At 65.2% G+C, this 26,930-nt stretch carries 23 protein-coding genes; 10 read left to right on the top strand and 13 right to left on the bottom strand.

The features are described from left to right. The first annotated feature begins 71 nt into the window (after positions 1-71). Positions 72-3,083 carry a PSD1 and planctomycete cytochrome C domain-containing protein gene (locus tag J8F10_RS25240; RefSeq protein ID WP_246523565.1) on the top strand — a complete coding sequence of 1,004 codons (3,012 nt, stop codon included), beginning with the start codon at positions 72-74 and terminating at the stop codon, positions 3,081-3,083. Between the two features lie 3 nt (positions 3,084-3,086). After that, entirely contained in the window at positions 3,087-4,502 is a 1,416-nt protein-coding gene (locus tag J8F10_RS25235; protein ID WP_210658673.1) for a DUF1501 domain-containing protein, read from the top strand. 80 nt (positions 4,503-4,582) lie between these two features. On the opposite strand, the gene J8F10_RS25230 is transcribed toward J8F10_RS25235, so the two are convergent. After that, positions 4,583-5,146, bottom strand: coding sequence for a 3'-5' exonuclease (locus J8F10_RS25230; RefSeq protein ID WP_210658671.1), 564 nt, complete (start codon positions 5,144-5,146; stop codon positions 4,583-4,585). A gap of 157 nt (positions 5,147-5,303) precedes the next feature. On the opposite strand from J8F10_RS25230, the gene J8F10_RS25225 reads away from it, so the two are divergent. From J8F10_RS25225 to J8F10_RS25215, 3 genes are all read left to right on the top strand, one after another. After that, positions 5,304-5,795, top strand: a complete 492-nt coding sequence (locus J8F10_RS25225) for a hypothetical protein (protein ID WP_210658670.1) — start codon at positions 5,304-5,306, stop codon at positions 5,793-5,795. Positions 5,796-5,876: 81 nt separating this feature from the next. After that, positions 5,877-6,392: a hypoxanthine phosphoribosyltransferase gene (hpt, locus tag J8F10_RS25220; RefSeq protein WP_210658668.1), complete on the top strand. Its 516-nt coding sequence runs from the start codon at positions 5,877-5,879 to the stop codon at positions 6,390-6,392. Positions 6,393-6,478: 86 nt separating this feature from the next. Continuing rightward, the gene (locus tag J8F10_RS25215; RefSeq protein ID WP_210658665.1) at positions 6,479-7,573 is read left to right on the top strand and encodes a glycosyltransferase; all 1,095 of its coding nucleotides are present in this window, start codon (positions 6,479-6,481) and stop codon (positions 7,571-7,573) included. Between the two features lie 50 nt (positions 7,574-7,623). Here J8F10_RS25215 and J8F10_RS25210 read toward each other — a convergent pair whose 3' ends face one another. The 7 genes from J8F10_RS25210 to J8F10_RS25180 all read right to left on the bottom strand — a co-directional run bounded on the left by J8F10_RS25210 (position 7,624) and on the right by J8F10_RS25180 (position 13,881). Beyond that, positions 7,624-8,202, bottom strand: coding sequence for an anthranilate synthase component II (locus J8F10_RS25210; protein WP_210658663.1), 579 nt, complete (start codon positions 8,200-8,202; stop codon positions 7,624-7,626). Between the two features lie 12 nt (positions 8,203-8,214). Continuing rightward, entirely contained in the window at positions 8,215-8,763 is a 549-nt protein-coding gene (locus J8F10_RS25205) for a hypothetical protein (protein WP_210658660.1), read from the bottom strand. A 3-nt stretch (positions 8,764-8,766) separates the two neighbouring features. Further along, positions 8,767-9,054 (bottom strand): hypothetical protein, encoded by a 288-nt coding sequence (locus tag J8F10_RS25200; protein WP_210658658.1) that lies wholly within the window; start codon positions 9,052-9,054, stop codon positions 8,767-8,769. A gap of 22 nt (positions 9,055-9,076) precedes the next feature. Then, positions 9,077-9,286, bottom strand: coding sequence for a tautomerase family protein (locus J8F10_RS25195; protein WP_210658656.1), 210 nt, complete (start codon positions 9,284-9,286; stop codon positions 9,077-9,079). Positions 9,287-9,306: 20 nt separating this feature from the next. Next, on the bottom strand, positions 9,307-10,299 hold the full coding sequence (locus J8F10_RS25190) for a sugar phosphate isomerase/epimerase family protein (RefSeq protein WP_210658653.1): 993 nt from the start codon (positions 10,297-10,299) through the stop codon (positions 9,307-9,309). 232 nt (positions 10,300-10,531) lie between these two features. Beyond that, positions 10,532-12,349 carry a hypothetical protein gene (locus J8F10_RS25185; protein WP_210658651.1) on the bottom strand — a complete coding sequence of 606 codons (1,818 nt, stop codon included), beginning with the start codon at positions 12,347-12,349 and terminating at the stop codon, positions 10,532-10,534. Positions 12,350-12,684: 335 nt separating this feature from the next. Next, positions 12,685-13,881 carry a hypothetical protein gene (locus J8F10_RS25180; protein WP_210658650.1) on the bottom strand — a complete coding sequence of 399 codons (1,197 nt, stop codon included), beginning with the start codon at positions 13,879-13,881 and terminating at the stop codon, positions 12,685-12,687. 688 nt (positions 13,882-14,569) lie between these two features. On the opposite strand from J8F10_RS25180, the gene J8F10_RS25175 reads away from it, so the two are divergent. Further along, the gene (locus tag J8F10_RS25175) at positions 14,570-16,939 is read left to right on the top strand and encodes an RNA polymerase sigma factor (protein WP_210658646.1); all 2,370 of its coding nucleotides are present in this window, start codon (positions 14,570-14,572) and stop codon (positions 16,937-16,939) included. An 81-nt stretch (positions 16,940-17,020) separates the two neighbouring features. On the opposite strand, the gene J8F10_RS25170 is transcribed toward J8F10_RS25175, so the two are convergent. Together J8F10_RS25170 and mutM are read right to left on the bottom strand one after the other, a co-directional pair. Further along, a complete protein-coding gene (locus J8F10_RS25170) occupies positions 17,021-18,676 on the bottom strand; it encodes an ATP-binding protein (RefSeq protein WP_210658644.1) in 1,656 nt (551 codons plus the stop codon). Between the two features lie 53 nt (positions 18,677-18,729). Next, the gene (gene mutM, locus J8F10_RS25165; RefSeq protein ID WP_210658640.1) at positions 18,730-19,614 is read right to left on the bottom strand and encodes a bifunctional DNA-formamidopyrimidine glycosylase/DNA-(apurinic or apyrimidinic site) lyase; all 885 of its coding nucleotides are present in this window, start codon (positions 19,612-19,614) and stop codon (positions 18,730-18,732) included. 136 nt (positions 19,615-19,750) lie between these two features. Here mutM and trpB point away from each other — a divergent pair, with 136 nt between their 5' ends. The 3 genes from trpB (at position 19,751) to J8F10_RS25150 (ending at position 23,956) form a co-directional block, all read left to right on the top strand. Next, positions 19,751-20,968 (top strand): tryptophan synthase subunit beta, encoded by a 1,218-nt coding sequence (gene trpB / locus J8F10_RS25160; protein WP_210658638.1) that lies wholly within the window; start codon positions 19,751-19,753, stop codon positions 20,966-20,968. A gap of 171 nt (positions 20,969-21,139) precedes the next feature. Further along, positions 21,140-23,002, top strand: coding sequence for a GspE/PulE/PilB domain-containing protein (locus J8F10_RS25155; RefSeq protein WP_210658636.1), 1,863 nt, complete (start codon positions 21,140-21,142; stop codon positions 23,000-23,002). A gap of 63 nt (positions 23,003-23,065) precedes the next feature. Further along, positions 23,066-23,956, top strand: coding sequence for a carbon-nitrogen hydrolase family protein (locus tag J8F10_RS25150; protein ID WP_210658634.1), 891 nt, complete (start codon positions 23,066-23,068; stop codon positions 23,954-23,956). A gap of 24 nt (positions 23,957-23,980) precedes the next feature. On the opposite strand, the gene J8F10_RS25145 is transcribed toward J8F10_RS25150, so the two are convergent. Then, positions 23,981-24,478 carry a hypothetical protein gene (locus tag J8F10_RS25145; RefSeq protein ID WP_210658630.1) on the bottom strand — a complete coding sequence of 166 codons (498 nt, stop codon included), beginning with the start codon at positions 24,476-24,478 and terminating at the stop codon, positions 23,981-23,983. Then, a complete protein-coding gene (locus J8F10_RS25140) occupies positions 24,475-24,948 on the bottom strand; it encodes a hypothetical protein (RefSeq protein WP_210658628.1) in 474 nt (157 codons plus the stop codon). Before J8F10_RS25140 ends, J8F10_RS25145 begins: the two co-directional genes overlap by 4 nt. A gap of 83 nt (positions 24,949-25,031) precedes the next feature. On the opposite strand from J8F10_RS25140, the gene J8F10_RS25135 reads away from it, so the two are divergent. Continuing rightward, on the top strand, positions 25,032-25,481 hold the full coding sequence (locus J8F10_RS25135; protein ID WP_210658626.1) for a DMT family transporter: 450 nt from the start codon (positions 25,032-25,034) through the stop codon (positions 25,479-25,481). 12 nt (positions 25,482-25,493) lie between these two features. Here J8F10_RS25135 and J8F10_RS25130 read toward each other — a convergent pair whose 3' ends face one another. Next, positions 25,494-26,909 carry an RNA polymerase sigma factor gene (locus J8F10_RS25130; RefSeq protein ID WP_210658624.1) on the bottom strand — a complete coding sequence of 472 codons (1,416 nt, stop codon included), beginning with the start codon at positions 26,907-26,909 and terminating at the stop codon, positions 25,494-25,496. Positions 26,910-26,930 lie beyond the last annotated feature (21 nt).

Below are 26,930 nucleotides of genomic sequence, written 5' to 3'. Positions count from 1 at the left end.
GGCGACTACGATACCTAGAGACAGCCGCACGCGCGTTACAGCGGGGTAGTTCAGCGATACGAGGCGATTCCATGAAAACCCTTTTGCCCGCGTTCGGGTTGGTCTTGCTTGCCGGCGCGGTCGCGGGGCCGATGGTATGTGCCGATCCGCCCGCGAAACCCGCTCCTGAAATCGCCACCGCGCAGCCGGATTTCAACCGCGACGTGCGGCCGATTCTGGCGGCGCGGTGCTTCAAGTGCCACGGCCCGGACGAGAAGAGCCGCAAGGCCAAGCTCCGGCTCGATACTCGCGAGGGCGCGGAACAGATCCTCGGGAAAGCGAACGATAGCGAATTCCTCCGGCGCATTGAAACGACCGACGAGGGCGAGGTGATGCCCCCTCCATCAACGAAGGTCGTGCTCACCGCAAAGGAGAAGCAGACACTCAAAGCGTGGATCACGGCCGGCTCACCATACGCGGCACACTGGAGCTTCGTGCCGCCAAAGCGCCCGCCCGTGCCCGAAATTCGGAACGCGAAGGAAATCGTCCGCAATCCCATTGATGCGTTCGTCGTGACTCGTCTCCAAAAAGAGGGCCTGGCACTTTCGCCGGAAGCCGACCGGTACACACTCATTCGCCGGGTGTACCTCGACCTGATCGGTATCCCGCCCACACCAGAAGAGGTGGACTCATTCGTCAAGGATCAGTCACCGAACGCTTACGAGAAGGTGGTTGATGCGCTGCTGAAGTCCCTGCGGTACGGTGAGCGCTGGGCGCGAAAGTGGCTCGACCTCGCCCGCTACGCGGACACCAACGGCTACGAAAAGGACCGCGGGCGCTCCATTTGGCCCTACCGCGATTGGGTCATTCGGGCGCTCAACGACGATATGCCGTTCGATCAGTTCACGATCGAGCAACTTGCAGGAGACATGCTCAAAAGCGAAAAGGGCGCGCCTCCTTCCCTCACGTCACAGATTGCGACCGGGTTTCACCGCAACACGATGCTCAACGAAGAGGGCGGTATCGACCCGCTGGAGTTCCGCTACCACGCGGTTACCGATCGCACGAGCGTGACGGGAACCGTGTGGCTCGGGCTCACCGTCGGCTGCGCGCAGTGCCACACGCACAAGTTCGATCCGATCACGCACACCGAATACTTCCGCTTCTTCGCGCTCCTGAACAACGCGGACGAACCCGAGCTTCCGGTGGCGACGCCGGAATTGACCAAGAAGCGGGCCGAAATCGAATCGAAGATCCGTGCCGCACAAGAGGATGGGGTTAAGAAAGTCGCCCCGGAAGTGCTCGCGACCGCGTTCGACGAGTGGGTGTCCGCAGGGCGCAAACACGCGGTGAAATGGACGACGGTACGGCCAACGAAGATGGAAGCTGCACCAACGAAACTCGCGCTGCAAGCGGACGGCTCCGTGTTCGCGAGCGGCGACGCTCAGAAACGCGACCTGTACACGCTCGCTCTCAACGATCTGCCCGCGGGAATCACGGCGATCCGGATCGAAGCGCTACCCGACGACCGCCTACCCGGGTCCGGTCCCGGCCGCGCGTACTACGAGGGGCCGAAGGGCGACTTCCTTCTGAGCGAATTCACGCTCACCGCGAACGGAAAGCCGGTGGCGATTGCGGGTGGCTCCGAGTCGCACGTGCGCGCGAACCTGGGCGCGAAGATGGCGCTGGACGGGCACCCGTTTACCGGCTGGGCCGGGAGCGGACGCGCGGGGGGCGCTGCGTCAGCGGTGTTCAACCTCGCGCAACCGCTCACAACGAAGGGCGCACAACTCGAACTCCTCTTCGAGCGCCACTACGCGGCCAGCCTCGGCCGGTTCCGCCTCGCGGTAACGACCGATAGTCGCGCGGTAACAGCACGCGACCTGCCCGCGGAGGTGGAGGAACTCTTCGCGCGCCCGGCGGAATCACTCACCCGTGCGGAACGAGCGATTCTGTTCCGACACTGGCTCACGATCGCGCCGGAACTAAAGTCCGCACGCGACGAGGTCGACGCACTTCGCAAGCAACTTCCAGTGCCCCCAACGACGCTCGTGATGCGCGAGCGCCCCGCCGACCACCCGCGCCCGACGTTCCGCCACCATCGCGGCGAATTCCTGGAGCCGAAGGAGGAAGTGCGGCCCGGCGTTCCCGCGGTACTGCCGCCGTTGCCGAAGGGCGCGGAAGTGAACCGGCTCACGTTCGCGAAGTGGCTCGTGGCGCCGGAGAACCCGCTCACCGCGCGAGTCACGGTGAACCGCCACTGGCACTCGTTCTTCGGTCGCGGGCTCGTTCGCACACTTGATGACTTCGGCTACCAGGGCGAAGTCCCGACGAACCCGGAACTGCTCGACTGGCTCGCTCTGGAGTTCCGCGAGAACGGGTGGAGCGTGAAAAAACTGCACCGACTGATTGTCACGTCCGCGACCTACCGGCAAGTGTCCGAGGTGACGCCCGAACTGCTGGCGAAAGACTCGGAGAACAAGCTCTTGGCTCGCGGTCCGCGGGTGCGCCTCGAAGCCGAGCAGATCCGCGATTCGGCTCTGACGGCTGCCGGGTTGCTCTCGACGAAAATGTACGGGCCGAGCGTGTTCCCGCCGCAACCGCCGGGCGTAACGACCGAGGGAACTTACGGCCAACTCTCCTGGAAGGTGAGTGAGGGCGAGGACCGGTACCGGCGCGGGCTGTACACGTTCACCAAGCGCACCGCCCCGTATGCGATGTCCAACACGTTCGACGCCCCCAGTGGCGAAGCCTGCACCGCCCGGCGCGAAGTATCGAACACCGCGCTGCAAGCGCTCACGATGCTGAACGATGCGGTGCTGCTCGAAGTGGCGCAGTCGCTCGGCCGGCGCACAGCCACGCACGACGGTTCGACGGCCGACCGGGTGAAGTACCTCGTGCGGCTGTGCCTCGTGCGCCCGCCGACCGCCGAAGAGTTGTCGCTGTTGACCAAGTTCTACGAGACGCAGTACGCGCGGTTCGCGGACGATCCGAAGCGCGCGGCGACGGTCGCCGGAACCTCGCAGGACGCCGTTGCTCGTGCGGTCTGGACCGCTACGGCCCGCGCGGTCCTGAACTTCGACGAATTCGTAACCCGGGAGTGAGTCGTGATCGAGATCACCCGTCGGCACTTCTTCCGCGACTGCGGCTACGGGCTCGGTAAGGCCGCACTCGCGTCGCTGCTCGTGGGCAGCGCTCGCGGGGCCGATGCGCCACGCGCCCCCGAGCCCCTCGCGCCGAAAGAGCCGCACTTCCCGGGCAAGGCGAAGGCGGTCATCCACCTGTTCATGACCGGGGCGCCCAGCCAACTCGACCTGTTCGACTACAAGCCCGCGCTGGCCAAGCTCGAAGGCAAGCCGCTCCCGCCGGAAGTGATTAAGGGGCAGCGGTACGCATTCATTCGCCCGGACGCCGCGGTCCTTGGCCCGCAATTCAAGTTCGCCAAGCACGGCAAGTGCGGCGCGGAACTGTCCGAGATGTTACCGCACCTCGCGAAGACGGTCGATGACGTGTGCTTCCTGAAGGCTGTTCACACGGACCAGTTCAACCACGCCCCGGCGCAGATCTTCTTCAACACCGGGTTCTCGCAACCGGGCCGGCCGAGCATCGGGTCGTGGGCGGTGTACGCACTCGGCTGCGCGACGAAGGAGCTGCCCGCGTTCGTGGTGATGTCCACCGGGGGTGGGATCAGTGGGGGCGCGGCCAACTGGAGTAGTGGGTTCCTCCCGACCATTTACACCGGCACGCGGTTCCGCAACCAGGGTGACCCGATCCTGAACGTGTCGTCGCCGGCCGGGGTCGATGCCGCACTCCAAAAGGATACGCTCGACCTCGTGGCCGAGATGAACAAGAAGCGGCTCGGCGCGGTGGGCGATCCCGAGATCGCAACTCGTACCGCGGCTTATGAAATGGCGGGCCGGCTCCAGACGGCCGCACCCGAACTCACCGACTTACGGAAGGAGCCGAAGAAGATACTCGATCTCTACGGCGCCGACCCGGACAAGCCGAGCTTCGCCCGCGCGTGTCTACTCGCGCGCCGAATGGTGGAACGCGGGGTGCGGTTCATCACCATCTACCACGAGGGCTGGGACGCGCACTCGGATGTGGTCGGGAATTTGCGCGGAAACTGCAAAGCGACCGATCAGGCGTCTGCGGCGCTCGTCGCCGATCTGAAGCGCAAGGGGCTGCTCGACAGCACGCTGGTCGTTTGGGGCGGCGAGTTCGGGCGCACGCCGATGGTGGAATCGAACCCGGTGCTCGGGCGCAGTTTGGGGCGCGACCACCACCCGCAGGCGTTCACGATCTGGATGGCGGGCGGCGGGACCAAGCCGGGCGTCACGCTCGGCAAGACGGACGAACTGGGATTCCACCCCGCAGAAGGCGGGGTTCACGTCCACGACGTGCAAGCTACGATTCTCAACCAACTCGGATTCGACCACGAGAAGCTGACGTACCGGCACGCGGGCCGCGACTTCCGCCTCACCGACGTCTTCGGGCACGTCATCAAGGACGCGATCGCCTGAGCCGGTTCGCATTCCGAAGTCGGTCGGGTCGCGACTGGTGGGAAATCTGTCGCGCACCGCTGACTCGTACCCAACACCGATTACGCTTGGTTCCGCATTCGTTTCAAGAATTCGGCGAAAAGCGCGGCGATGTTCCATGCATCGTCGTGGCCGCGGTGGTGCGTCCCTTCGAGCTTCAAACCATAGAGTGCCAGGGCTTGGGGAAGGCCGATCTCCGTGGGTAGCCCTTTGGCAACGGAGCAGAGCGTCTTCACGTTCAGGTGGCTGGGGCCGAACGGGTAGCGCACGCCCTCGTCGCGGCACTGCTTGTCGAACTGCCGGCGGTCGTAGTCGCCGAAGCTCGCCCACAGCCGCTCCTGCGACAAGTATTCGGTTTCCAGAATCTTGCACGCATCCTTGAACAGGATGCCGGTATCCACCTGCTCCTGAGTGAGCGTGGTGAGCTGTGTGCAGAACGGGCTCACCTTCGAGCGCTCCGGGCGCACGAGGATGCTCCGCTTCTCCAGGCGCCGACCGCTACTCAGTTCGAGCGGGGTCAAGCCGATCTCGATGATGTCGTTCATCTCGCCCCGCGGTGGGGTTCCGCCGTCCCAGCACGTCGATTCGATGTCGATGACGAGGACGTGGTCGAGTCGTTTGGCCATTGCGCGTCCCGTTCCGAATGATTTACGGTGCCGGCGCCCTCGCAGCGCGAGAGCGTGTGATATCGTATGGTCAGTGTAGCAACCGTGCCGCACCTTCTGGCGCGGCATGTGCATTGCGAACGCACTTGTGTCACAAACTCGAACGCGGAGAGACCAAATGGCAGACGACACTCAAGACGGCACGAGCGACAAGGACACCGAGTCACTGGGCACGGTCGGCGGCGCGGCCGGCGGCGCGATGGCCGGGGCCGCGGTGGGGTCAATCCTCGGCCCGCTGGGTGCGGCCGTGGGCGCGGCCGTGGGCGGGGTCGGCGGAGCGATTCTCGGCAAGGACGCGGCGAAGGGCAAGTCCGCGCCCGCGGTGAAGAAAGCAGTCAAGGCCGTCAAAAAGGTTGTTGCGAAGAAGCCGGCCGCGAAAGCTGTCGCGGCCAAGAAGCCCGCGGCCAAGAGCGCGCCGGCCAAGAAGCCGGCCGCAAAAGCCGCAGTCGCGAAAGCTGTTTCGGCCAAGAAGCCGGTTGCGAAGAAACCCGCGGCGAAGAAGCCCGCGGCCAAGCCGGTCGCGAAAGCTGTCGCGGCCAAGAAGCCCGTTGCGAAGAAGCCAGTCGCCAAGAAGCCGGTCGCGAAGAAAGCAGCCCCCAAGAAGAAGTAGCGGTCCGTCGTTTGAACGGGCCGAACTTGAAACGCGGCCCGTTAACTTCCACACTAGTGGCATCCCCGTCGGAGCTACCCAATGGAAGTGCTAATCACCGCCGACCGGATTCACGCGCGCGTGGAGGAATTGGCCACCGAGATCGCTCGCACCTACGACGGTAAGCCGGTCACAGTAGTGGGCATTCTGACCGGCTGCCTCATGTTCACGGCCGACCTGATCCGGCGCATTAACTTGCCTCTGCGGGTCGCGTTCATTACTGCGTCGAGCTACCGCGGGGAGACGCTCGTTCCGGGGCTCCTGGAGATCCGCGACGAACTCTTGCCCGACATCGCGGGCAAGCACATCCTGCTCCTGGACGACATCCTCGATACGGGGAAGACACTCACGCGCGTGGTCGCGCACCTGATCGACCGCGGCGCGGCGTCGGTGAAAGTGGGCGTGCTGCTGCGCAAGATCGGGCGCCAGGAGGTGCCGTTCGAGCCCGACTTCGTCGGGTTCACGATCCCGGACAAGTTCGTCGTCGGCTACGGGCTGGACTTCAACGACGAGTACCGGCACCTCCCGTTCGTCGGGGTGCTCCTGGGCGGCGAATAGGGTTTCGTATTCCGCGTTTCGAGGTTCGCGATTAGAGTGTGTTTCGCCCATATCCGTATCGTTTCCGGGAACCCAAGTCGATACTTGTGAAGCTCTTTTTCTTGGCGTCCGATCTCGGTGATAGTGACGCGGCGGGGCAACTCGCGCTGTTGGCTCGCGCGCTGCCGCGCGACCGGTTCGAGGTCACGGTCGGGGCGCTCGGTCCCGCGACCGGGGCCGCTGCCGATGCGCTGCGGGCCTCGGGCGTCGCGGTCGCCGCGCTACCGGTGCGCACCGCGCTCGACCTCAGCGGAATGCGCCGGCTCCGGCGCGCCGTTCAGGGTTGCGGCGCAACGATCTTTCACACGTTCGGACCCGACGCGGTTCGGGTCGCGCGCCTGTGCTTGGCGGGCTACGACGAGGGGACCGCCCCTCGACTCGTGGCCACCGGCGCGGTGCCCCCCGGCGGCGGGGTGAGCGGGTGGCTCACCGCGCGCCAGGTCCGGCGCGCGGACCGCGTGATTGCGACCGGCTGGGCGCAGGGCGAACGGTACCGGCGGATCGGAGTGGCCAGCGACCGCCTCACGCGAATCGCACCCGCCGTAGCGCTGATCGAGGAACCCCCCGATCGTGTCCAATTCTGCTCGGACGTGGGTGCCCCCAAAGATGCGCAACTGATCTTCGCCGGAGGGCGCCTGGACGCCGCACACGGCACGAAGGACGCGGTCGGTGTGTTCGACATGATCCGGTACAGTTCGCCCGCGCTCCAACTGGTGCTCACCGGCGACGGGCGCGACCGGGCGGCGGTGGAGGGGTTGGGGCGGGCGCTCGCGTTCGACGACTTCCGTGTCCGCTTTAGCGGCGCCCGGCCCGATCTCGCCGCCGCGACGCTTCTGGCGGATCAGGTGTGGGTGACGTGTGAGCGCGGCGGCGAGCACCTGGCACTGCGGGCGATGGCCGCGGGCAAGCCGGTGGTTGCGTACAACACGCCGGAACTGAGTGAAATCATTGAGGACGGCGTGACCGGTTTCGTCGTGCCGCACGGGGACCGCCCCGCGCTGGCCGCCAAATCGCAGGCGCTACTCGCGGACCCGGACGCGGCCGCACGCATGGGCGCAGCCGGCCGAACCCGCGCGGCGGAACGGTTCGGTGTGGCTCGCTTTGCGGAGCAACACGCGCGGGTGTATCAGGAACTGGGGTGATCGGTCTTCTCGTTACGACACTCGGCGGCGTAATGAGGAGGAACCCGACGCTAGCCGCGAAGGGCCAAGAAGTTCCGTAGGATGGTCGGCCCCTCGACCGTGAGGAAGCTCTCCGGGTGGAACTGAACGCCGTGGAGCGGCCATGTTTTGTGGCGCACGCCCATGATCTCGCCTTCGGCGGTCCAGGCCGACACTTCAAAGTCCGGGTTCGCCCACGTCTCTTTCTTGATGACCAGCGAGTGATACCGGGTCGCATCGAACGGGTTACTCATCCCCGCGAACAGCCCCTTACCGTCATGGTGAATGGGCGACACCTTCCCGTGCATGATGCGGCTGTTGCGGATCACCTCGCCGCCGAACGTGTGGCCGATGCACTGGTGGCCCAGGCACACGCCGAACACCGGTACCGTGGGCGCGAACCGCTCCAGCACGGCGTTGGAGATCCCGGCTTCCTTCGGCGTACACGGGCCGGGGGAAATGACGATGTGCGTGGGCGCGAGCCCCGCGATCTCGTCGAGCGTGATCTGGTCGTTTCGCACGACCCTCATGTTCAGCGCGGAGTCGATCTCCCCGAACCGCTGCACGAGGTTGTAAGTGAACGAGTCGTAGTTGTCGATCAGGAGGAGCATGGGGGAATTCTATTAGTCGGGAACCCATTCGTGGAAGCCAAATGGCTCGGACAACTGCCGGTAGAAGTCATCGAGCGACTTGGCCGACGATGCTCCGTGGAACGCACCGATCCCGCCGTTCGGTCCGCAGACGTGGCCGAAGAAAATTCGCACGTGCCCGCGGCTGTCCTTCACGACCTGTGTGCCGCTCCCCAGGCGAAGGTGATCGTGGCTGCTGATTCCGTGTCCGAACACCCATTCGCCGTTCGGGAACCGTAGTGTGTCCCAATCGGGATGTAATTGTAACGCCGTATCGGGATCGGGAATCGACTCCATCTCGGTCTTCAGTCGCCGACCGACGCTCGGCAGCCCATCGGGGGAAATCGCGCGCCGCGTGCGGCGGTACTCGCGATCCTCGGGCGTGAGTTGAAATGCGTATTGGTACAGACTGGGGAGAATGCTGATACCAACGCACCCCGCACACGATAGGCACCCGACGCCCGCGACCAGTAGCAGTAATCGGAGCGGCGATTGGCGATTGAGCCAATTGTACCGGCGGTGCCAGAGGTCTGAAACGGGCATCAGTTACCCCTGTCGGCCGGGCAACTTCTGAGCACTGTTGGCAGTAGCGTCGAATCTGTCCTTCGCGTCCGCGTCCGGGACCACTTCGAGGTGCGCATCCGTTGCGGGGATGTCGTACCAGGCGCCATCAGCGAAGTCGATGATCGCCCGGCCCCCGTAGTTCACCGTCACCACGCGGCCCACTTTGCCCGCGAACCGCTCGTACTCCGTGTGCCCCGGCTTCACGCGGACGTACTTGTCCGTCCACGTGCGCTTCAGCACTTCGGCTTCGTCATAAGTTGGGAATCGCATGGTTGAATCCCGAAGGCCGCGATTAGCGGCTCCCTTCGCTCTTCCGGTATTCTGTCGTTAATTGGCCCGCGAACCCCCAGTTTTCTGGGTCGATCTCGTCGATAATGATGTGCGTGTGCTCCGGCCGCTTGCCCAGAACGCGCTGGAGCGTCTGCGTGATCTCGGCGACGATCTGCGCCTTTTGTTCGGCCGTGACGCCGTCCCGGGTGATTCGCACGTTCACATAAGGCATGGTTTCGTTTCCGTAACGGGCTACCCCCGGAACGCTTTCGGGCCGTGCGCCGGCGGGTCAAAGTCGAGCTGCTTCAGGAACCGCAGCGCGTCCGCGGCGCCGTACTCGCGGTCCATTCCCGGATCGTGCCAGTCCACCGAGAGCGGCCCGTCGTAACCGATGGCGTTCAGCCCGCGGATAATGGCGGGCCAGTCGATGCCGCCGTGACCGGGCGAGCGGAACTGCCACCCGGCCCGCGGGTCGCCGCTCGGCCAGTACCCTGCCAGCACCCCGGCGCGGCCGTTGAGCGTCAACTGCGCGTCCTTGATGTGGACATGATAGATGCGGTCCGGGAACCGGCGCAAGAACTCGACCGGATCGATCCCCTGCCAGTGCATGTGGCTCGGGTCGAACGTGAAGCCGAAGTCTTCGCGCCCGTCCAAGGCGTCGAGGACGAGTTCCGCGGAGTACAGATCGAACGCGAGTTGCCCCGGGTGGACCTCGCACGCGAACCGCACGCCCGCTTCACGGGCCGCGTCCAGGATCGGGTGCCACTGGTGCGCGAACTGCCGCAGCGCGTCCGCGATGACGTCCTGCCGCGGCGCCGGGTACCCCGCGACGTACCCCCAAATGGGCGACCCGGTGAACCCGCTCACGACGCCCGCCCCGAGTCGCTCCGCGAGCCGGAACGTCGCCTTCATTTCCTCCGCGGCGCGCTGCTGGACCCCCGCGGGCGTGCCGTCGCCCCACACGTAATCGGGGAGCAGCGACTGGTGGCGCTTGTCGATGACGTCCGAAACGGCCTGTCCAACTTTATGATTCGCGATGACGGGAACTTGCAGGTCGTGGCGCGCGAGTAGGTCGAGGCGCGCGGGCGCGTAGCCGTCGTCGGAAAGCCCGCGCTGTGCTTCGAGGTGATCGCCCCAGCAGCACAGCTCGAACCCGGCGTACCCCCAACTCGCGGCCTTCGTCGCGAGCGAATCGAGCGGCAGATCGGCCCACGGACCACTGAAGAGCAGGATCGGCCGGCCCATTCACTCACCTGCCGTCAGAGAAAGCGGAAAGACAGAAGGCAGAGAACAGAGAACAGAGAACAGAGAACAGAGAACAGAGAACACAGATCGGATGTGTGGAGCTTTTAGCCCCGTAGGGCGCCAGTGTTGACCGGCACCCTACGGGGCTTGTTCGCGTTATCGGACGCCCCTTCCGGGGCTAAGCTCACGCACGTTTTTCTTCCGTCCTCTGAGTGGAGGCCCCAATGGACGATCAACCCAGCGGGGCCTCGGCATCGTCCGCGGGCTTCTTCGGCTCCGCGGGCGGCGTGGGCGGGCTAATCGCCGGCACCGGAGGCGGACTGCTCGCGGTCGGCGGGCTGAACGGGAGCGTCGCCGGGGGCGGAGGCGGCGATTGCACGACCACCGGCGGCGGGCTGACCACGACCGGAGGAGGGGCCACCACGGGGGGCGAAACCGCCGGCTTGTTCAGTAGGGCGCTGCCGAGCGGAACGGTGGCATCGGCCGGCGCGGGCGCCGGGGTCGGTGCCAGTTTCGGCGGGGCCAGCGGGGCTTCCGGCTCGTCGTCCTCGAACACTTCGTCCAGTTCCGCCTCGTCCACTTTCTTCCGCATCAGGAAGTAGATCATCGTCGCGGAGGACCAGAAGAAGCTGTAGCTGAAGCCCAACATCATCAGGAACGCCAGCGTGAGCCAGAAGCACACGATCCCGGCGCCCCACGTGTTGTACATCCAGAATTCCTTCTTGCTCTCGACGTAGAGCTCCTGGTTCACCGGCTTGTACTGGTACACCTGACGGATCACCTTCGTCGATTCGGTCGTTGTATTACCGTCGCGGTCCAGCCCCACCCACTCGCCCTGTACGGCGTAGGGGCTGTCCTTCGTCAGCAGTTCCTTCCAGCCGAACGATTCCGGGGCGTAGATGAACAGGTACTCCGGTTTCCGGTCCTGCCAGACCCCGCTGGCCGTGAGGCCCACGGCCCACTTGCCGACGTACACCGTGACCGACGCGAAGAACAGCACGAACAGCGTCACCGCCGCGCCGTAGATGATCGCGACGAACCAGTTCCAGAGGTAGTGCCACGGCGCCTGGTAGACGTAGTTCACCGACCGGCTCAGCGCGTCGAACGTGTCGCTCTGGTCGCCCTCCACGCTCAGCGTGGTGTACATCATCGGGTACCCGACGAGGCCGACCAGGAACACCGTCATAATGGCCCCGCCGACGATGACCAGCGGCAGGCCGACGCCGAGCAGCACGATGTCACCGATGAACGGGATCAGCGCTACGAGGCCGTACAGGACCAGCCCGACCACGACCAGGCCGATGATCCCGAGCGGCACCAGTGGCGCGCCGAGGTAACTCAGGTAGCGCTGGGCCACGAACCGGACCGCTTGCTTCAGGGTGATCGGCCCTTTGTTCGCGAGCTGGACCGCCGCGAGCCGGGTGATGACGCCCCCGCAGAACGCCCACACCGCCACGTTGCTGAGCAGGATGAGGAACAGGTACATGCGGGTGAGCGGGCTGACCCCGGGCGAGAGGAGCTTCGCGACCGGCAGCAGCAGTTTCACGAGCGGCTCGATGAGAACCGGCACGGACCCGCTGAAGAACCCGTAAACGACCTTCTCGCGGTCCGCGGCCGACCCGCCGAGCGCGTCGGTGAAGAACAGGAACGGGTTCGGCCCGCGGTACTCGTACCACGGCATCGTGCGGAACCGCCCGCCCGGGCCGGCGAGCGCGTCGAGTTGCTGCCACTGCTCGTAGTCCCGCTTGTACCGTTCCGCGCCGATCCGGGCGAGGTCTTCGTCGGTGTAGTTGGCGTCGTTCGCCTTTTTCTTGCCGTCGTATTCCTTCCGAAGGGTCCCCCCGCTGTATTCCTGGTCGGTCGCGAGCGGGGCCTTGTAATAGAAGACGTTCGACAGCAGCCACCAGGAGAACGACATCGCGAGGATGCCGAGGGCGGCGACGAACAGCTTCCTCGGGTCCAGGGCAATCTGGAAGGACCGAAATATGTTCGTCCACGGTAGGGCCGTGCGGTAACTGAACCCGCCGGATTGGTCGCGCCCGTCGGCCATGCTGGCTCCTCAAAGTGTCTGAAGTGTGTCGCGAGCCGCGAACCGGTGGGCGTCCGCGGGACAGGGGGGGATTATACCCGCCCCGGCGGGCTCGGCAATCACCCTGGGGAATGATGAACGCCCGGTACCCTACCGGCGGCCCAAGGGCGACCGAATCCGGGTGACACATCCCGACGGTTCGGCGCCGGTCGTTCGGCCCGACCGTGCGCGGGCGCCGGCGGGCCATCGGGCACTCGTTCGGTCCGCGCAAGCGCCAACACGGTCCGCCACACGCCTCCCCCCGGAGGCGCGCGGCGGACCGCATTTGGGGATTAGGATGGGTCGTCCCGCTTGGCTTAGAAGAAGAACCCGATGCCCACATTGAACCCGTGAATCAGCCGGAAGTACTTGGTCCCGTAGTTCGGGTCGATGTTCCCGAAGTTGTACCCCACCGGCTCCCGCATGTACCGGGTGTTGAAGAACGACATCCCGCTGTACCCGAGTTTCAGTTGCACGCCCTCGACCGGGTACATCCACAGGTTGAAGTCGGCCGTGGCACTGGGCACCAGGTCGAACGACTCGCGCCCGAACTTGGACTGCGTGGTCTTGTCCCCGAGTTCGTACTTGGCCCGCTGCTTGGCCACGTCCATGTACGCGGCGGCCGTCAGGTCGAGGCTGGCCGAGAACATGTTACCGAGGTAGACCTCGTGCCCGCACCCGACGAACAGACCGTACATGCGCTGCGAGAGCGAGTTGGTGTACACGGCCGCACTCTGCGGCGTGCTGTTGCCGGAGTTGTCGATGTCCACCGTGCGCCAGGTGAAGCGCTCGAAGAACCACGCGAACCGGGCACCGGAGAGCCCGTACACGCTGCTCATCTCGGTCGCGTACATCGGGATCCGCATCCCGATTTCGGCCTGTTGGTACCGCTGGGTGAATTTCGTGTCCATCACGTCGGCCGCGTTCCAGATGCCGACCGTGTTGCCCCCGCCGTTGGTCCCGTTGTCGAACGCGGTGTCCTGCAACGGCCCGTTGAACAGTTGGTTGAAGTTGTACACCGGGGCCGACAGAAACGTGTCGGCCAGGTCGGGCCGGGCGCGGAACCCGAGCGGGTACTGTGTGGCCCCCGCCGAGTAGTGCGCGTCGTACAACTGCAAGTAGTTGGCGTAGATCCGGGTACCGGTGTCAAATTTGTACCCGATTTCCACCTTGAACCCGGGCTGGAACTCCCGGCGGCCCATCTTGTTCGTGTTCAGTGCGTCGACCCCGCTCCCGACGAACGTGCCCGGGACGCCGGTGATCGCGCCCTGGGCGTCGAAGAACCCGCGCACCCCGATCGACTGGTTCCCCAGGGCCCGCGTCTGCGTGAGCATGACGAACTCGGCACCGAAGTAGAACCCCGGTTCCCCGGCCCGCCCGGTCGGAATTGGGATCACGTTTTCACTGTTGATGGGTGTTTGGAACCCCCCACCCTCTTGGGCCGTGGCCCCGCCCGGCCACGCGATCGCAACCACGGCCGCCAGCACGGCTCCCCCGATGTACCGATGGCGCATAACCCGCTCCCCCTTCAACGGACTGCATGAACGACCGGCCGCCGCAGGCTCCCCAACCTGCTTCGACCCGGCCCCCCGGTTCGTCCGAGAGGCCGATCCCCTGAATACGGCACTTTGCGCACGTGTTGCGGAAAGTCGCGGGACGATAACGCACGCTCCGCTCAGGTCAAGCGCTCTTGCCCCCGAAAATCGGCCCTTCACCAAGAAAAATCAGGGCTTCGGACCCGTACCGCGCGAAGCTGAACGGGCTACCGGCGCGCGGGTAAACCGGGGCGCCCCGCGCGCGGTCGCGACCTGGGTAACCCGCGCAGAATTGGTACCCGTTGCCCGGAAAATTCGGGGCCGAAATGAGCGGACCAGAGGCCCGGCGCGCGGTTTACCCGGAACGGCTCGCGGTCAAAGAGGGTGAATCTCCCGACGCGACGCGGATTACGACTGCGGGGCTCTCATTTTGGTGTCGCCCCACCTGCATAAAGGGCGTCGGCGCTTTTGCACTGTGCGCAAGCGCCTTCAAACGGGGTAAAATCGAACTACTTTCCGTGGGTGCCCAAAATCACTCCGAGCGCCGGCGCGTTCGCGGGCAATACACGGTGACGGACACGAGTCGTTCCGGGTTCCGAGTTGGAAAGGCCCGTAGCTCGACTGCAGCTCAGGCTCTACGACACGGAACCGTTGAAAGAGGCCTCCCATGCCCACCGGGCAAGCCGAACGGTTGATGCCCACGCTCCGACGGGTCGTGATGGCCCGCCAGTCGGCCGCGCGCACGGACGGCGAGCTCCTCGGCGCGTTTGTTCAGAGCGCAAGCGGGGGATTGGGGGGCGCCCGGGCCGGGGACGCGCAGTCGCAGGAAGCCGCCGACGCCTTCGCCGAACTGGTCCGGCGGCACGGGGCGATGGTGCTCGGCGTGTGCCGGCGCGTAGTGGGTGACCACACCACCGCGGACGATGCGTTCCAGGCCACATTTTTGGTCCTGGCCCGGCGCGCCGCGTCCGTGCGGCCCCGCGAACGGGTCGGGAGCTGGCTCTACGGTGTGGCGTACCGCACGGCGCTCAAGGCCCGAATGGTTCTGGCCCGGCGCCGGTCCCGCGAGAAGCAGGTGGACGTCATGCCCGAACCGACCGCCCCGTCCGCCGCGCCCGCGTGGGGCGACCTCCAAGTCGTGATCGACGAGGAACTGGCCCGGCTCCCGGACAAGCTCCGGCTCCCGGTCGTGCTGTGCGATCTGGAGGGGCGCCCCCAGCGCGAAGTGGCGAAGCACTTGAACGTGCCCCCCGCCACGCTCGCGACGCGCCTGGCCTCGGCCCGGCGCACCCTCGCGACCCGCCTCACCCGAAGGGGCGTGGCCCTCTCGGGGGGCGCACTCGCGGGGCTGTTGGGCCAGCACGCCTCCGCGTCGGCGGTCCCGTACACGCTGGTCACGGGCGTGGTGCGCGCGGTCGAAATGGGCGCTGCGCAGGGCGCACTGAACTCACTCGTGTCCGCTCAGGCCGTTCAACTATCCGAAGGAGTGATACGAATGATGATGATCGCCAAACTGAAGGCGGTCGCGGTACTCGCCGCGGTCGCCCTGGCGCTCACGACCGGGCTGGGCGTGGGCCTCGTGCCGGCCGCGGCCGGTGACCAACCCGCCACAACGGGCGGGGCGAACGCAACCAAGGCGAGTTCCAAGGCCGCGACCGCGGAATCCGTCGGCGAGTACGTTACGGAGCGCTTGAAGAGCATCCGGGCGGGGGAACCGGGCCTCGACGACACGACCTTCCTCCGCCGCCTGAGCCTCGACGTGCGCGGCACCAACCCCACCGACGTGGAGACGTGGTTCTTCGTCTCCGACGGGGACGAAGACAAGCGCGCGAAAGTGGTGGAGTGGATCACCGACGACGAGGTGACGCGGGCCACCATCGCGAAGAAGCTCGGCGTACCGATCGAGCGCGTGCGCGTGGTCCGGGCGCGCCTGGTTACGGACGAAAAGGGCACGGTCACGGCCGAGATCGGGGACGCGCCCGCGATTGTGAACGGCGCCGGAACGCTCAATTTCACACCGGACGGTAAGAAGCTGATTGTGACTGCCGACACACAACTTGTGTGGGGCGAAAAGCTCGTGGGTGACAAAGACGCGAAGAAAACCGACCGGTCCGTTGTCCGCGTGTACGGGGCCAAAGCCGGGAAGTCGGGCGACCACCTGGGGTTCTGGCCCTCGGCCCTCGCGGGCTCAAAGCAAGTTGAGGGCACGTTCTTCCACTCTGTGGTCGACGCGCGCGGTGACAAGGACGTGTTCCTGACGCTGCCCGACGAGAAGCCGGGCAGTGAAAGGCTCGCGACCTTCGACTACTTCATTGCGGACTCCGTGGACACCGACGGCGAGTTCCTCAAGCGCGTGCTCACCGACGTGCGCGGCAGCGGGCCGACCGCACTGGAAGTCAAATACTTCACCGAGGACAAGGACCCGAAGAAGCGCGAGAAACTCATCGACACGCTCCTGAAAGACCCCGCGGTGCAAAAGAAGCTCGGCGACGAGTGGAAGAAGAAGATGCTCGCGTTCAAGACCGCGAACCTGAAGGCGCAGGGGGAGTTCCTCTACCGCGTAACCCCGGACGTCACCAGGGAACTGGCGATCGAGGTACTCCCGTCTAAGCCGCTCGTCGTGCCCGTGCAACCGACCGCACCGAAAGCCCCGAAGCCGCCGGTTCCCCCGGCCCCCCCCGCGCCCAACGCGAAGCCGCCGGCTCCCCCGGTCGCTCCGGCGGCCCCGCCCGCGCCTCAAGCCGACCGCCTGGAGAAACTCGTCGGCGAGCTGATCGCGGCCCAGAAGAGTAACGAGGCCGTTCTGGAAGCGATTACGCTCGCGACGCTGAGTCGGTTGCCCACGGATGCCGAGAAGAAGCTCGCGCTCGCCGTGGCCGGTACCGCGGCCGACCGCAAGGCCGCGTGGGTCGCGATGGCCCGCGCGCTCGCCGGCACGGACACGAAGAAGGCCGACGTCCTCGTTCCGCGCTTCCGCGTTGAACTGGTCCACCCGCTCGTGCCGCCGACCCCGCCCGTTCCTCCTGCGAAACCGTAATTCGCGAACCACGAATGAAACAGGGCCTACCCATTTGGGTAGGCCCTGTGTTTTTCTGCCCGGGTCGCGAACGAGAACCGATTACCCCGCAACACTTTCCGGGCGCGGGGCGAGTGCGGGCGGCTCCTCGGCCAACTCGAAGCCCAGGAGCGGTTCGTCCGCGAGGCGCGCGGCGATGCGCACCGTGAACGTGCTCCCGCGTCCGAGTTCGCTGTGAACGGTGACGTCGCCGCCGAGCAACTTCGCCAGTTCACGCACGATCGAGAGCCCCAGCCCGGTGCCGCCCTGCTCGCGCGTCATCGGGTTCGCGGCCTGCCGGAACTTCTCGAAGATCAGGTCCTGTTCTTCGGGCGCGATCCCGACCCCGGTGTCCGACACGGTGAACACGAGATCGGTCCCGTCGGTCGCGGCCTTGAGCGTGACGCGCCCGCCCTCCGGGGTGAACTTCACCGCGTTCGAGAGCAGGTTGGTTACGATCTGGTGGACCTTACCCGCGTCCTGGCGCGTGGGCGGGGCGTTCGGGTCCGCGACTACCTTCACGTCAATGTTTTTCTTCTCGGCCTGCGGGCGGATGAGGGACGCGGCGTGTTCGCAGGCCTGGGCCGCGTTCAGGGGTTCGGGGTGCAGCCGCATCTTGCCGGCTTCGAGCTTCGCGAGTTCCAAAATGTCGTTAATGAGGGCCATGAGCCGCTGGCCGCTCGTCATGATGTTCCCGGCGTACCGGTGCTGTTTCTCGGTCAGGTTCTCGGCCGCCAGGAGTACTTCGCTGAACCCGATGATGCTGGTGAGCGGGTCGCGCAACTCGTGGCTCATGGTGGAGAGGAACTCGCTCTTGAGCCGGTTGCCCTCGAACAGCGCCATGTTCACGCGCGCAAGTTCGTCCACTTTGCGGTCGAGGTCCGCGATCAGCTTCTTGTTGCGCTCCTGAATGTTCGTCAGGTTGCGGAGCATCCGGTTGAAGGCGTGCGACAGGTCTTCAAACTCGTCGCCGGTTTGGATCTCGCTGCGGATGTTCAGTTCGCCGGCCGCGATCGCCTCGGACACTTCCTTGAGGTGTTTTACCGGTTTCACGATGACGTAGCGGATGATGAGATAGCAGCCCGCAATGATGAGCAGCGACGTGCCGATGGCGAACGAGAACAGTACCGCGCGGTTGGTGTGGAACCCCTCCTCAATGGACTGCGTGGAGAGCCGGATGCGGACCACGGCCATCACCTCGCCCGGTTTCAAATCGGGGCGCGCGAGGCGCTCGCCGACTTTTGCCGCGTCCTTGTGACAGTTCACACACGTGTTCCCGGCCCGGATCGCCCCGTAGTAGTAAAACGCGGTCTCTTTCGGGGCCAGTCGCGTTTCTTCGTTCCGGGTGGGGTCGTTCTGGATGCGGTGAACGGCGGTGAGGTCTTCGCTGATGGACTTGTTGTCGTCGTCCTTCGCGTCGGGCTTGATGAGCTTGTAGTTGTACCCCCTGAGTGTGTCCGGCCAGTTCTTCTCGGTCAGCTTTTGGAACTCGTCTACGGCCTCGAACTGTTCGCCTTTCACGTGCAATCGGGCGACGGTCGGCGACAGCAGCGCCCGACCGGTCGTTTCGAGTTGCTCGTAGGCGAGACCTTCCGTCTGCTTCGCGTACACGAGGAAGCTGCCGGTCATCAGGATGAGCACGCCGGCGCCGAGCAGCCAGCGGCACTTCCGCTCCAGGCTGGTCTCGCCGATCAACCGCTTGAACGCCTTGTATGACATGGCAGAATTCGTGGGTCGGGATTCGAGATTCGGGGACAACGTTCAGAACCGGGTCAGGGCCGGGAAGTTGGCGCCCGAGGCGCCCTTTTGCGCTTCGCCGGTGTCCCGCTCGCTGTGCCCTGGCACTGCGGGCAATAGTGCGACGCGCGCCCGGCGAAGCGGGCGCACGCGATCGCGGTGCCGCACACCGGACACGGCCCGTCGGTGCGGCCGTACACCGCGAACTCGTTCTGAAATCCGCCGCGCAGCCCCGATCCGCCCACGTAGTCGCGGATGGTCGAGCCGCGCGACTCGATGGCCCGTGAGAGCACCGCTTCGATGGCCTCGCGGAGCAGGTCGCATTCCGCGTTGGTGACGCTCTTGCCGGTACGCCCCGGGTGCAGTTTCGCGCGGAATAGGGCCTCGTCCGCGTAGATGTTGCCCACACCTGCGACGATCTTCTGATCGAGTAGAATGGCCTTCAGGTTACGGGCGGTCCCACGAACGGCGCCACGAAAGTAGTCCGCGTCCAAACCGAACGGCTCAGGTCCGAGGTCCGTGTGCATTTCAGCTTCGAGTGCGGCGCGATCGGGAAAATACTCTGCCGAGCCGAACCGACGCGGGTCACGGAGCCGGAGTTCGCTCCCACTGTCGAGCGCGAACACGACGTGCAGGTGATCCGGTTCTGTTTGGATTGCGGGCACGACGGTGAATTGCCCCGACATACCGAGGTGAACGCGGAGTAGAGGGGAAGGGGATCGGGGTGCCAGGTCTATCAGAATCCACTTCCCGCGGCGCCGAACACCCTCGACACGCGCGCCGGTCGCGTTCGCGTTCCACGCCGGCTTCCACGGGCGCCGGAGCTTGTGCTTACTCTGTCGCACGCCGGTGATCGTGCGCCCGACGAGCAGCGGGCGCAGATCCCGAACAACAGTTTCCACTTCCGGCAATTCGGGCATTTGAATGCAATCGACCGTAGAGTGCGGGGACGGACACCGAGATTATGACGCATCCGCACCGCGGCGCGAACCCCGTTCGGGCTGCTACAATCAATCTCGTTGTTATCTCGCCTGAGCTTCCTGCGGTGAACTTTTCATGCCAACAGTAACAGCAACAACTCCTTCGATATCTGCCGTTCCCGACGCGCGCGGGCGGTTCGGTCCCTACGGCGGCCGGTTCGTGCCCGAAACGCTCATGTTCGCGCTCGAACAACTCGACACCGCGTACCGCGACGCGAAGAACGACCCGGCGTTCCACGCCGAGTTTCACCGCCTGCTGAACGAGTACGTCGGGCGCCCGAGCCGGTTGTACTTCGCGGAGCGGCTCACGAAAGAGGCCGGTGGCGCGCGCATTTACCTCAAGCGCGAGGATCTAAACCACACCGGCGCGCACAAGATCAACAACGCGCTCGGCCAGGCGCTCATTACGAAGCGCATGGGCAAGACCCGCGTGATCGCGGAGACGGGTGCCGGGATGCACGGGGTCGCCACCGCGACCGCCGCGGCGCTCTTCGGCATGACGTGCCGCGTGTACATGGGATCGGAAGACATCCGGCGCCAAGAACTGAACGTGTTCAGGATGCGCGCGATGGGCGCGGAAGTGTTCCCGGTCGAGAGCGGCAGCAAGACGCTGAAGGACGCGACGAACGAAGCGATGCGCGAGTGGATGAGCAGCGTGGAGCACACGCACTACATCATCGGCAGCGTGGTCGGCCCGCACCCGTTCCCGCGCATGGTGCGCGATTTCCAGTCGGCAATTGGCGACGAAACGAAGGCCCAGTGCCTGACTCAAGTGGGGAAGTTGCCCGAAGTGGTCGTCGCGTGCGTCGGGGGCGGGTCGAACGCGGCTGGGATGTTCTACCCGTTCGTGGACGACGCGACCGTGGAACTGGTGGGCGTCGAAGCCGGCGGGCGGAGTACCCGGGCGGGCGACCACGCGGCCACACTGAGCAACGGCAAGCCGGGTGTCCTTCACGGCAGCTTCAGCTACGTGCTCCAGGACGACGACGGCCAGACCGCGGACGTTCACAGCGTGAGTGCGGGACTCGATTACCCCGGCGTCGGCCCCGAACACAGCTACTGGCACGACGCGAGCCGTGTGCGATACTGCAGTGTAACCGACCAAGAAGCCCTCGATGCGTTCCACCTGTGCGGTCGGAAGGAAGGCATCCTTCCCGCGCTGGAAACCGCGCACGCGGTCGTGGAAGCGATGAAGATTGCCGCGAAACGGTCGAAGGACGACGTCGTGGTGGTGTGCTTCTCCGGCCGCGGCGACAAGGATTGTGCAGAAGTAGCGAGGCTGACCGCGCGTTGAGGCGAACCCCGCCCGCAAGGGCGGCGGGTGAAGTACTCGGCGCGGGTGTCGACTACTATTGGTAGCACCACTCCCCGCCCTTGCGAGCGGGGTTCGCCTGTGGGTGGTTGCAATGCCCAAGTCTGAGGTGACACCACCCCGCCCGCAAGGGTTGGGGCGCCGAGGGCTCCCATGATCCCCACACTCATTCAGCGGCGGGGCGCGCAGCACCTCGCGGAAGAGGAAGCTGCGGAGGTACTGTCGGCCGGCGACACACCCGCACTGAATCCGCCGCGCGCCGTGGTGGAACTGATCCCCGAATCGGTCGCCCGCGAGAACTTTGTCTTTCCGGTCGCCCTTGAAGGCCGCTCACTGCACGTCGCCACCACCGACACGTCCGACATTCTGCTCCGCGACAAGCTCTCGTTCATCTTCAACAAAGACATCAGGTTTATTGAGTATCCGCGTGCGGATATCTTCCGCGCCATCAACGAGCACTACGACCGATCAGAAACTCAGTCCGTCGATTCGATGCTCGTGGAGTTCACGGACACGGCGATCGATTTCGCGCGCACGAAAGACAGAAGCTCCGGCGCCACGCCGCACACCAGTGCGCCGACGCCGCAAGATTGGCGCGCCGTGCGCCTACCCCGCTCCGCCTCCGCTCACGGGGAGAAGCCTCGGAAACCGACACAGGTTATCAAAAGCGCGCTCAAACTCGAAGGTGTTGGGAGCGGTGATTTTGACCTGGATGAGATGTCAGAGGGGCCGGGCGAGTACGGCTTGAACAATTCCGGCGAAGAGCGTTCCCCCAATCTCGGGAGAAACGGTGTGTGGTACTACACGGTCGAAGACGGACAGCGCGCCCTGATGATCCGCAAAGACGGCCGCATGGAGGTGATCGTCGGCCCGCGGCGCGTGTGGATCGGTTCCAGTCGCTTCGAGCGGATGCGGCATTTCGTCGCGCACCCCGGCGACTTCCTCATCGTCCGGTTCCGCGACGGGCGGCAGGAGCACCTCGCCGGACCCGCGGACATCTGGTTCGACCCGCGCATTCACGAACAAATCACTCGGCAAGAAGCGCTGCAACTCGCCGCAAAAGAAGCGGTCGTGGTGTACTCGAAGGCGATCGAGAACGCGCCGATCACCCGGCGCCTCGTGTACGGCCCCACGCTGTTCGTTCCGGCGCCGGGCGAGTGGCTGCACACGTTTTCGTGGCACGGCTCCGACGGCGGTTCGCAGGGCGTTCGGAAGGTCGCGAAGGGGCTCGTGTTCCAGAAGCTCTGGCTGATGCCGGACCAGATGTACCACGACGTGACCGATGTTCGCACCGCCGACGACGCGGTGCTCACCATCAAGCTGATGATGTTCTTCGAGCTACTCGACATCGACCGGATGCTGGAAGCGACGCACGACCCGATCGGTGACTTCGTGAACGCGGCCACGTCCGACGTGGTGGACTTCCTCGGCCACCGCACGTTCGAGGGGTTCAAGAAGGAAACCGGCCTCCTCAACGAACTGGAAACGTACCGGCAACTCACCGCTCGCGCGACGCAGAACGGGTACCGCATCAACAAGGTGGTCTATCGCGGCTACGGCGCACCGGACCGGCTGCAAACGATGCACGATCAGGCGATCGAAGCTCGTACCAAGCTCCAACTCGAACGCGCGACCGAGGAACAAGCACAGACCCTGGAAGACTTCAAGTTGACAGCTCAAATGAACCGCGCAGCGCGCCGGCGCACCGAACAAGCGATCGAGGTGGACACCGAAATCGACCTCACCCGCAAGCGCCAAGACGCCGAGCGGCAGCAGAAAGAAGCCGAGCGCACTGCGACCCGCGAACAGCGCCGGCGCGACGCCGAAACCGAGCAGGAAACCCGGCGGCAGGCCGACGAGCGCCAGCGCGCCCACCTCGCCGCGCTCAGGGAGATGGGAGTCGATCTCACCGCGCTACTCACGCAGGGTCGCGCGGATCGCGTGATCGAGCTGCGCGGCGGTAAGGGCGTGAGTCCGCACCTGCACCTCGATAACTCCGATGGCGAATCTTCGTGACAGCGGCGTTACGCGCGAGATGCGATGTTGAGCTTCTGCCCGTGACCCGCTGGAGGCTCCGTCATGCGTCTCGCGTTTGCGCTTTTCCCGTTCCTCGCGTCCCTCACCGTACCGGCCGCCGACCCGATGGCGCCACCTGCGCCGAAAACCGTGAAGGTCGCGGCGGTGCAGTGCTCGTCCAACATCGGTGACGTGGTGGGGAACACCAAGAAGCTCACCACGCTCACCAAAGAGGCCGCCAAAGCCGGCGCGAAGTTCGTTGTGCTGCCCGAAAACTCGATTACCGGCTACCTGTCGCAAGACCTCAAGACGAACTGGCACGTGAAGGGAATGCCCATCGAGAAGCCGTTTGAAGGGAAAGACCCGAAGGATTTTGCCGAAGAAGTACCGGGGGCGTCCACGAAACACTTCTGCGCGCTCGCAAGGGAACTGAACATCTACCTGACGATTCCGCTACTCGAAGTGGACGTCAAGAACGGCAAAAACGACCCGCGCTACTTCAACACGGTGTGCCTCGCGAATCCGAAGGGTGAATTGGCCGCGCACTACCGCAAACTGACGCCGTGGCCGTACCCGGAGAAGTCGTGGGCCACGGCCGGGGATCGCGGCGTGCAGACTTACGACACGGAGTACGGCCGCGTGGGGCTGGGCGTCTGCTTCGACATTCACACCATTCTGGAGAAGTACGAGCCGCACAAGATCTGGTGCCTCTTGTACCCGATCGCGTGGGTGGACACGGAGCACCCGGCCGAGTGGATGTGGACGAAGTTGCCGGAGCGCGTGAAACCGTTCAAGCACCACCTCGTCGGCGCGAACTGGAGCGTCGATCAGAAACAAGACTGGCGCGGGTACGGGTTCAGCGTCGTCGTCTCGAATGAGGGGAAGGTGATCGCGAGCGCGAAGAGCTTGTACGGGAGCGAGATCGTCTACGCGGATTTACCCACGGCAAAATAACTGCGCTCCGGGAACGCGCCACACTCAGGCCGCGAGTTCGTACACGGGCGTTTCGGGCTGGTCCGCGGCAAACACCTTCACGACAACACCAGGGGTCTGGCGCGCCGCCGCGAAGAGATAGTCCGCTACCCGTTTGCACGTTTCGACCGCATGAGTCGGGTCGTTCGGTGCGAGGACGATTTCGACCTTGCCTTCGCGCACACCGGAACGCACACCGTCCACCCACACACCCGCGCGCCCGCGGAGGGCTTCGATCTCGTTCACTTTCTGGACGATCGAGTGCAGCACGGCCAGTGCGTGTTCACCCTTCTCTCCGCCGATCAACGGCAGTTCAAGAATAGTGACAACTTGTGGAACAGGTTCAAAGCTCAACGTGCCGCGCTTCAGCGGGTGTCCGACGCGGATGAGCGGCCCTTCGGTAACCGGGCCGTCGAGCGGGACGGTCGGCTCCATGTTCACTGTGATCCTCTTCAGTGGGCGCCGAACGTGAATCAACTTCGGTTGTCGATCCGAGCTACTCATACGGCACCTCCCGCGGTCCCATCGGCCGGCAAAACAGCTACGCGGATCGGGGGAAACGGAATCTGAATGTGATCGTTCGGTTCGTGCAAATTTGCGGCGTTCGCATAGACGAGCAATTCGTACACGTCTGGTGCTGGAAACACAAGCCGGTTGAGCGCGATTGTCCGTTCGAGCGGGAACACTTCGTCTGCTGCGTCGAGGTCGTCATCGAAGTGAGCAATCGTCACCTCACGCGCGCCCCCAACGAGACGCAGAACAACGCGGAAGAAAAATAAGCCGAGATCGCCCTGAAGTTGAACGTAAAGAGTCAACACTGGCGGCCGGTAGTTCCGAGACGTGCCGGGTGGAAACCGGAGTGTGTGGACCGGGAACCGGATGATGGCCGGTCGTTCGGTACCGTCCTCCTCGACATCTTCGCATAACACCGCGAGCCGTAGGATGGGTAGCTTCCGCGCGGGTTCCGGGTTCACGGCGGTCTCCGGCAACAATCGGCCCCGTTCATGTTACCCCGCTGCACGAACCGTCACAAGAGCCGGTCACTACAACGCTCTCCATGCACACCACGATCTTCGCGCTGCTGGCGGTGGGCGCCGGCGCGTGCATTGCGCTACAAGCCTCCGCCAACGGCAAGTTCCGGCAGAACATCGGCGACAACCCGATGTTCGCGGCGTTCCTCTCCATTTGCGGAACCATCATCACCGCGACCCTCGCGATGCTGATCCTCCGGCCGCCGATGCCCAGCACCGCAGTGCTGCGCGAAACGCCGTGGTGGAACTGGATCGGCGGGCCGCTCGGCGCGCTCATCGTGCTCGCCGGGGCCGCGCTCACGTCGCGGTTGGGCGCCGCGCTTTTCATCGCGCTGGTCGTCGGCGGGCAACTGCTCTGCTCGCTGGTACTCGATCACTTCGCGCTCATGGGGCTCAAAGAGCAACCGGTCACCGCGGGCCGCGTCCTCGGGGCGCTGCTCGTGGTGACCGGCGTGCTGTGCATCAAGTACCTGTGACCGCGGGCGCGGTTACTTTTTCGGCTCCGCGAACTTCCGCAGGTCGAGTTCGCCCGGTTGGGGCAGCGGTTGGAACAGTTTCACGGTGTACTTCGTATGGGTGTCGTGCAACACAGTAACCACCCTGGAAATAAGGAGCAACCGATCGGTGTGACTGAACGCCGCTTTCGTGTACCCGGCCGCCGCACACGCCGCGAGCACGGGGCGAACGTGATCGAGCGAATGGTCCTTGCACGCGATGATGCGGAGCTTCTTCGGCCCCTTCGGGTCGTTGAACGCTCGGCTCAGGTATCTGGTGAGAATGTCCAAGTTGGAACAGGTGACCTCGGCGATCCGCTCGTTGACCACCTCGCGGACGGTGTACGCCGATTGCCCCGCGTCGCCGACCACGACCGCGAGGTCCTTCCCCAACTCGGCCGCAGCGTCGGCCGCGGCCTTTTCTCGCTTCGAGTCTTCGAGCTTTTGCTTCTCGGCTTTCAGGTCTTCGAGCGTGGTATCCAGGAGTTGCTTCTGCTTTTCCAGATCCGCCAGCCGCTTTTCGAGTCGTTTCACGGCGTCCGGCTCTTCGGGCGCTGCGCCCGATACGGCCAGGCCGAGTGGTTCGGTGGCTTGGGCGACGCTCTCCGAGCGCCCCGCCAGGCCGAACCCCAGCACGCCCGTGCCGACGACGAGTACAGCGACCACAGTCGCGGTCAACACTTTCTTCATCCAGAACATGCGAAGCACTCCATCGATTAGTCCGGCCACCGCCGGCGACACGCCGGTTACGGCCAGAGTCGAAGTCGAATAAACCATTGCGGATCGAACAGTTGCGGACGCCAGCCCGGTCGGGAGCGTAACCGCCGCACCCACCAGTGCGGCCGGGGCACCATTGCCCAGACGCGCCCGCAGGTGCTGGAACGCGCGGTTGAGTCGCGCAGAGAGCGTACCCTCGGGGCAGCCGAGGCGCTCGGCTGCTTCGCGTCGGGTCAGACCCTGCAAGTGGCACAGCACCACCGGCACGCGGTACCGCTCCGGCAGTGCGAGCAGCGCCGCGTCGAGATCGAGTTTTTCCTCGGTCGCTGCTGTCCCGGGCGCCGGGATCTCGTGCTCCATTGGCCCGGTGACGGCGGTCCGGCGCCGGTTGGAGCGGCTCACGTTTCGGGCCGTCATCAGCGCGACCCGATACAACCACGGACCGAGCGGCACATCGTCGTGCAATCCCGTGGCCCGACGGAGCAGGACGAGGAACGTTGCCTGGAACGCATCTTCTGCGTCCTGTGTGTTGACGAGCGCCCGGCGGCACGCGCCCCACACGACCGGTCCGTACCGGCGCACGAGTTCCGCGAACGCGGCTTCGTCGCGTGCGGTCAGGAAGCAGTCGAGCAGGTGCCGGTCGGTCGCGGCGTCCGTGCGCTGCTCGCGGAGAATCATCAAGACCCGGTTCATGCCCCCATACTGTCCGGAAAC

The organism is Gemmata palustris (assembly GCF_017939745.1).
Taxonomy (GTDB): domain Bacteria; phylum Planctomycetota; class Planctomycetia; order Gemmatales; family Gemmataceae; genus Gemmata; species Gemmata palustris.
This window is presented reverse-complemented; position numbering and strand designations above follow the sequence as displayed.

What these genes read in the sequence shown, in the direction of transcription:
- J8F10_RS25240 (WP_246523565.1), top strand. Translation starts at nt 72, where the DNA reads ATGAAAACCCTTTTGCCCGCGTTCGGGTTGGTCTTGCTTGCCGGCGCG.
- J8F10_RS25230 (WP_210658671.1), bottom strand. Translation starts at nt 5,146, where the DNA reads ATGGCCAAACGACTCGACCACGTCCTCGTCATCGACATCGAATCGACG.
- J8F10_RS25225 (WP_210658670.1), top strand. Translation starts at nt 5,304, where the DNA reads ATGGCAGACGACACTCAAGACGGCACGAGCGACAAGGACACCGAGTCA.
- hpt (WP_210658668.1), top strand. Translation starts at nt 5,877, where the DNA reads ATGGAAGTGCTAATCACCGCCGACCGGATTCACGCGCGCGTGGAGGAA.
- J8F10_RS25210 (WP_210658663.1), bottom strand. Translation starts at nt 8,202, where the DNA reads ATGCTCCTCCTGATCGACAACTACGACTCGTTCACTTACAACCTCGTG.
- J8F10_RS25205 (WP_210658660.1), bottom strand. Translation starts at nt 8,763, where the DNA reads ATGCCCGTTTCAGACCTCTGGCACCGCCGGTACAATTGGCTCAATCGC.
- J8F10_RS25200 (WP_210658658.1), bottom strand. Translation starts at nt 9,054, where the DNA reads ATGCGATTCCCAACTTATGACGAAGCCGAAGTGCTGAAGCGCACGTGG.
- J8F10_RS25195 (WP_210658656.1), bottom strand. Translation starts at nt 9,286, where the DNA reads ATGCCTTATGTGAACGTGCGAATCACCCGGGACGGCGTCACGGCCGAA.
- J8F10_RS25190 (WP_210658653.1), bottom strand. Translation starts at nt 10,299, where the DNA reads ATGGGCCGGCCGATCCTGCTCTTCAGTGGTCCGTGGGCCGATCTGCCG.
- J8F10_RS25185 (WP_210658651.1), bottom strand. Translation starts at nt 12,349, where the DNA reads ATGGCCGACGGGCGCGACCAATCCGGCGGGTTCAGTTACCGCACGGCC.
- J8F10_RS25180 (WP_210658650.1), bottom strand. Translation starts at nt 13,881, where the DNA reads ATGCGCCATCGGTACATCGGGGGAGCCGTGCTGGCGGCCGTGGTTGCG.
- J8F10_RS25175 (WP_210658646.1), top strand. Translation starts at nt 14,570, where the DNA reads ATGCCCACCGGGCAAGCCGAACGGTTGATGCCCACGCTCCGACGGGTC.
- J8F10_RS25170 (WP_210658644.1), bottom strand. Translation starts at nt 18,676, where the DNA reads ATGTCATACAAGGCGTTCAAGCGGTTGATCGGCGAGACCAGCCTGGAG.
- mutM (WP_210658640.1), bottom strand. Translation starts at nt 19,614, where the DNA reads ATGCCCGAATTGCCGGAAGTGGAAACTGTTGTTCGGGATCTGCGCCCG.
- trpB (WP_210658638.1), top strand. Translation starts at nt 19,751, where the DNA reads ATGCCAACAGTAACAGCAACAACTCCTTCGATATCTGCCGTTCCCGAC.
- J8F10_RS25155 (WP_210658636.1), top strand. Translation starts at nt 21,140, where the DNA reads ATGATCCCCACACTCATTCAGCGGCGGGGCGCGCAGCACCTCGCGGAA.
- J8F10_RS25150 (WP_210658634.1), top strand. Translation starts at nt 23,066, where the DNA reads ATGCGTCTCGCGTTTGCGCTTTTCCCGTTCCTCGCGTCCCTCACCGTA.
- J8F10_RS25145 (WP_210658630.1), bottom strand. Translation starts at nt 24,478, where the DNA reads ATGAGTAGCTCGGATCGACAACCGAAGTTGATTCACGTTCGGCGCCCA.
- J8F10_RS25135 (WP_210658626.1), top strand. Translation starts at nt 25,032, where the DNA reads ATGCACACCACGATCTTCGCGCTGCTGGCGGTGGGCGCCGGCGCGTGC.
- J8F10_RS25130 (WP_210658624.1), bottom strand. Translation starts at nt 26,909, where the DNA reads ATGAACCGGGTCTTGATGATTCTCCGCGAGCAGCGCACGGACGCCGCG.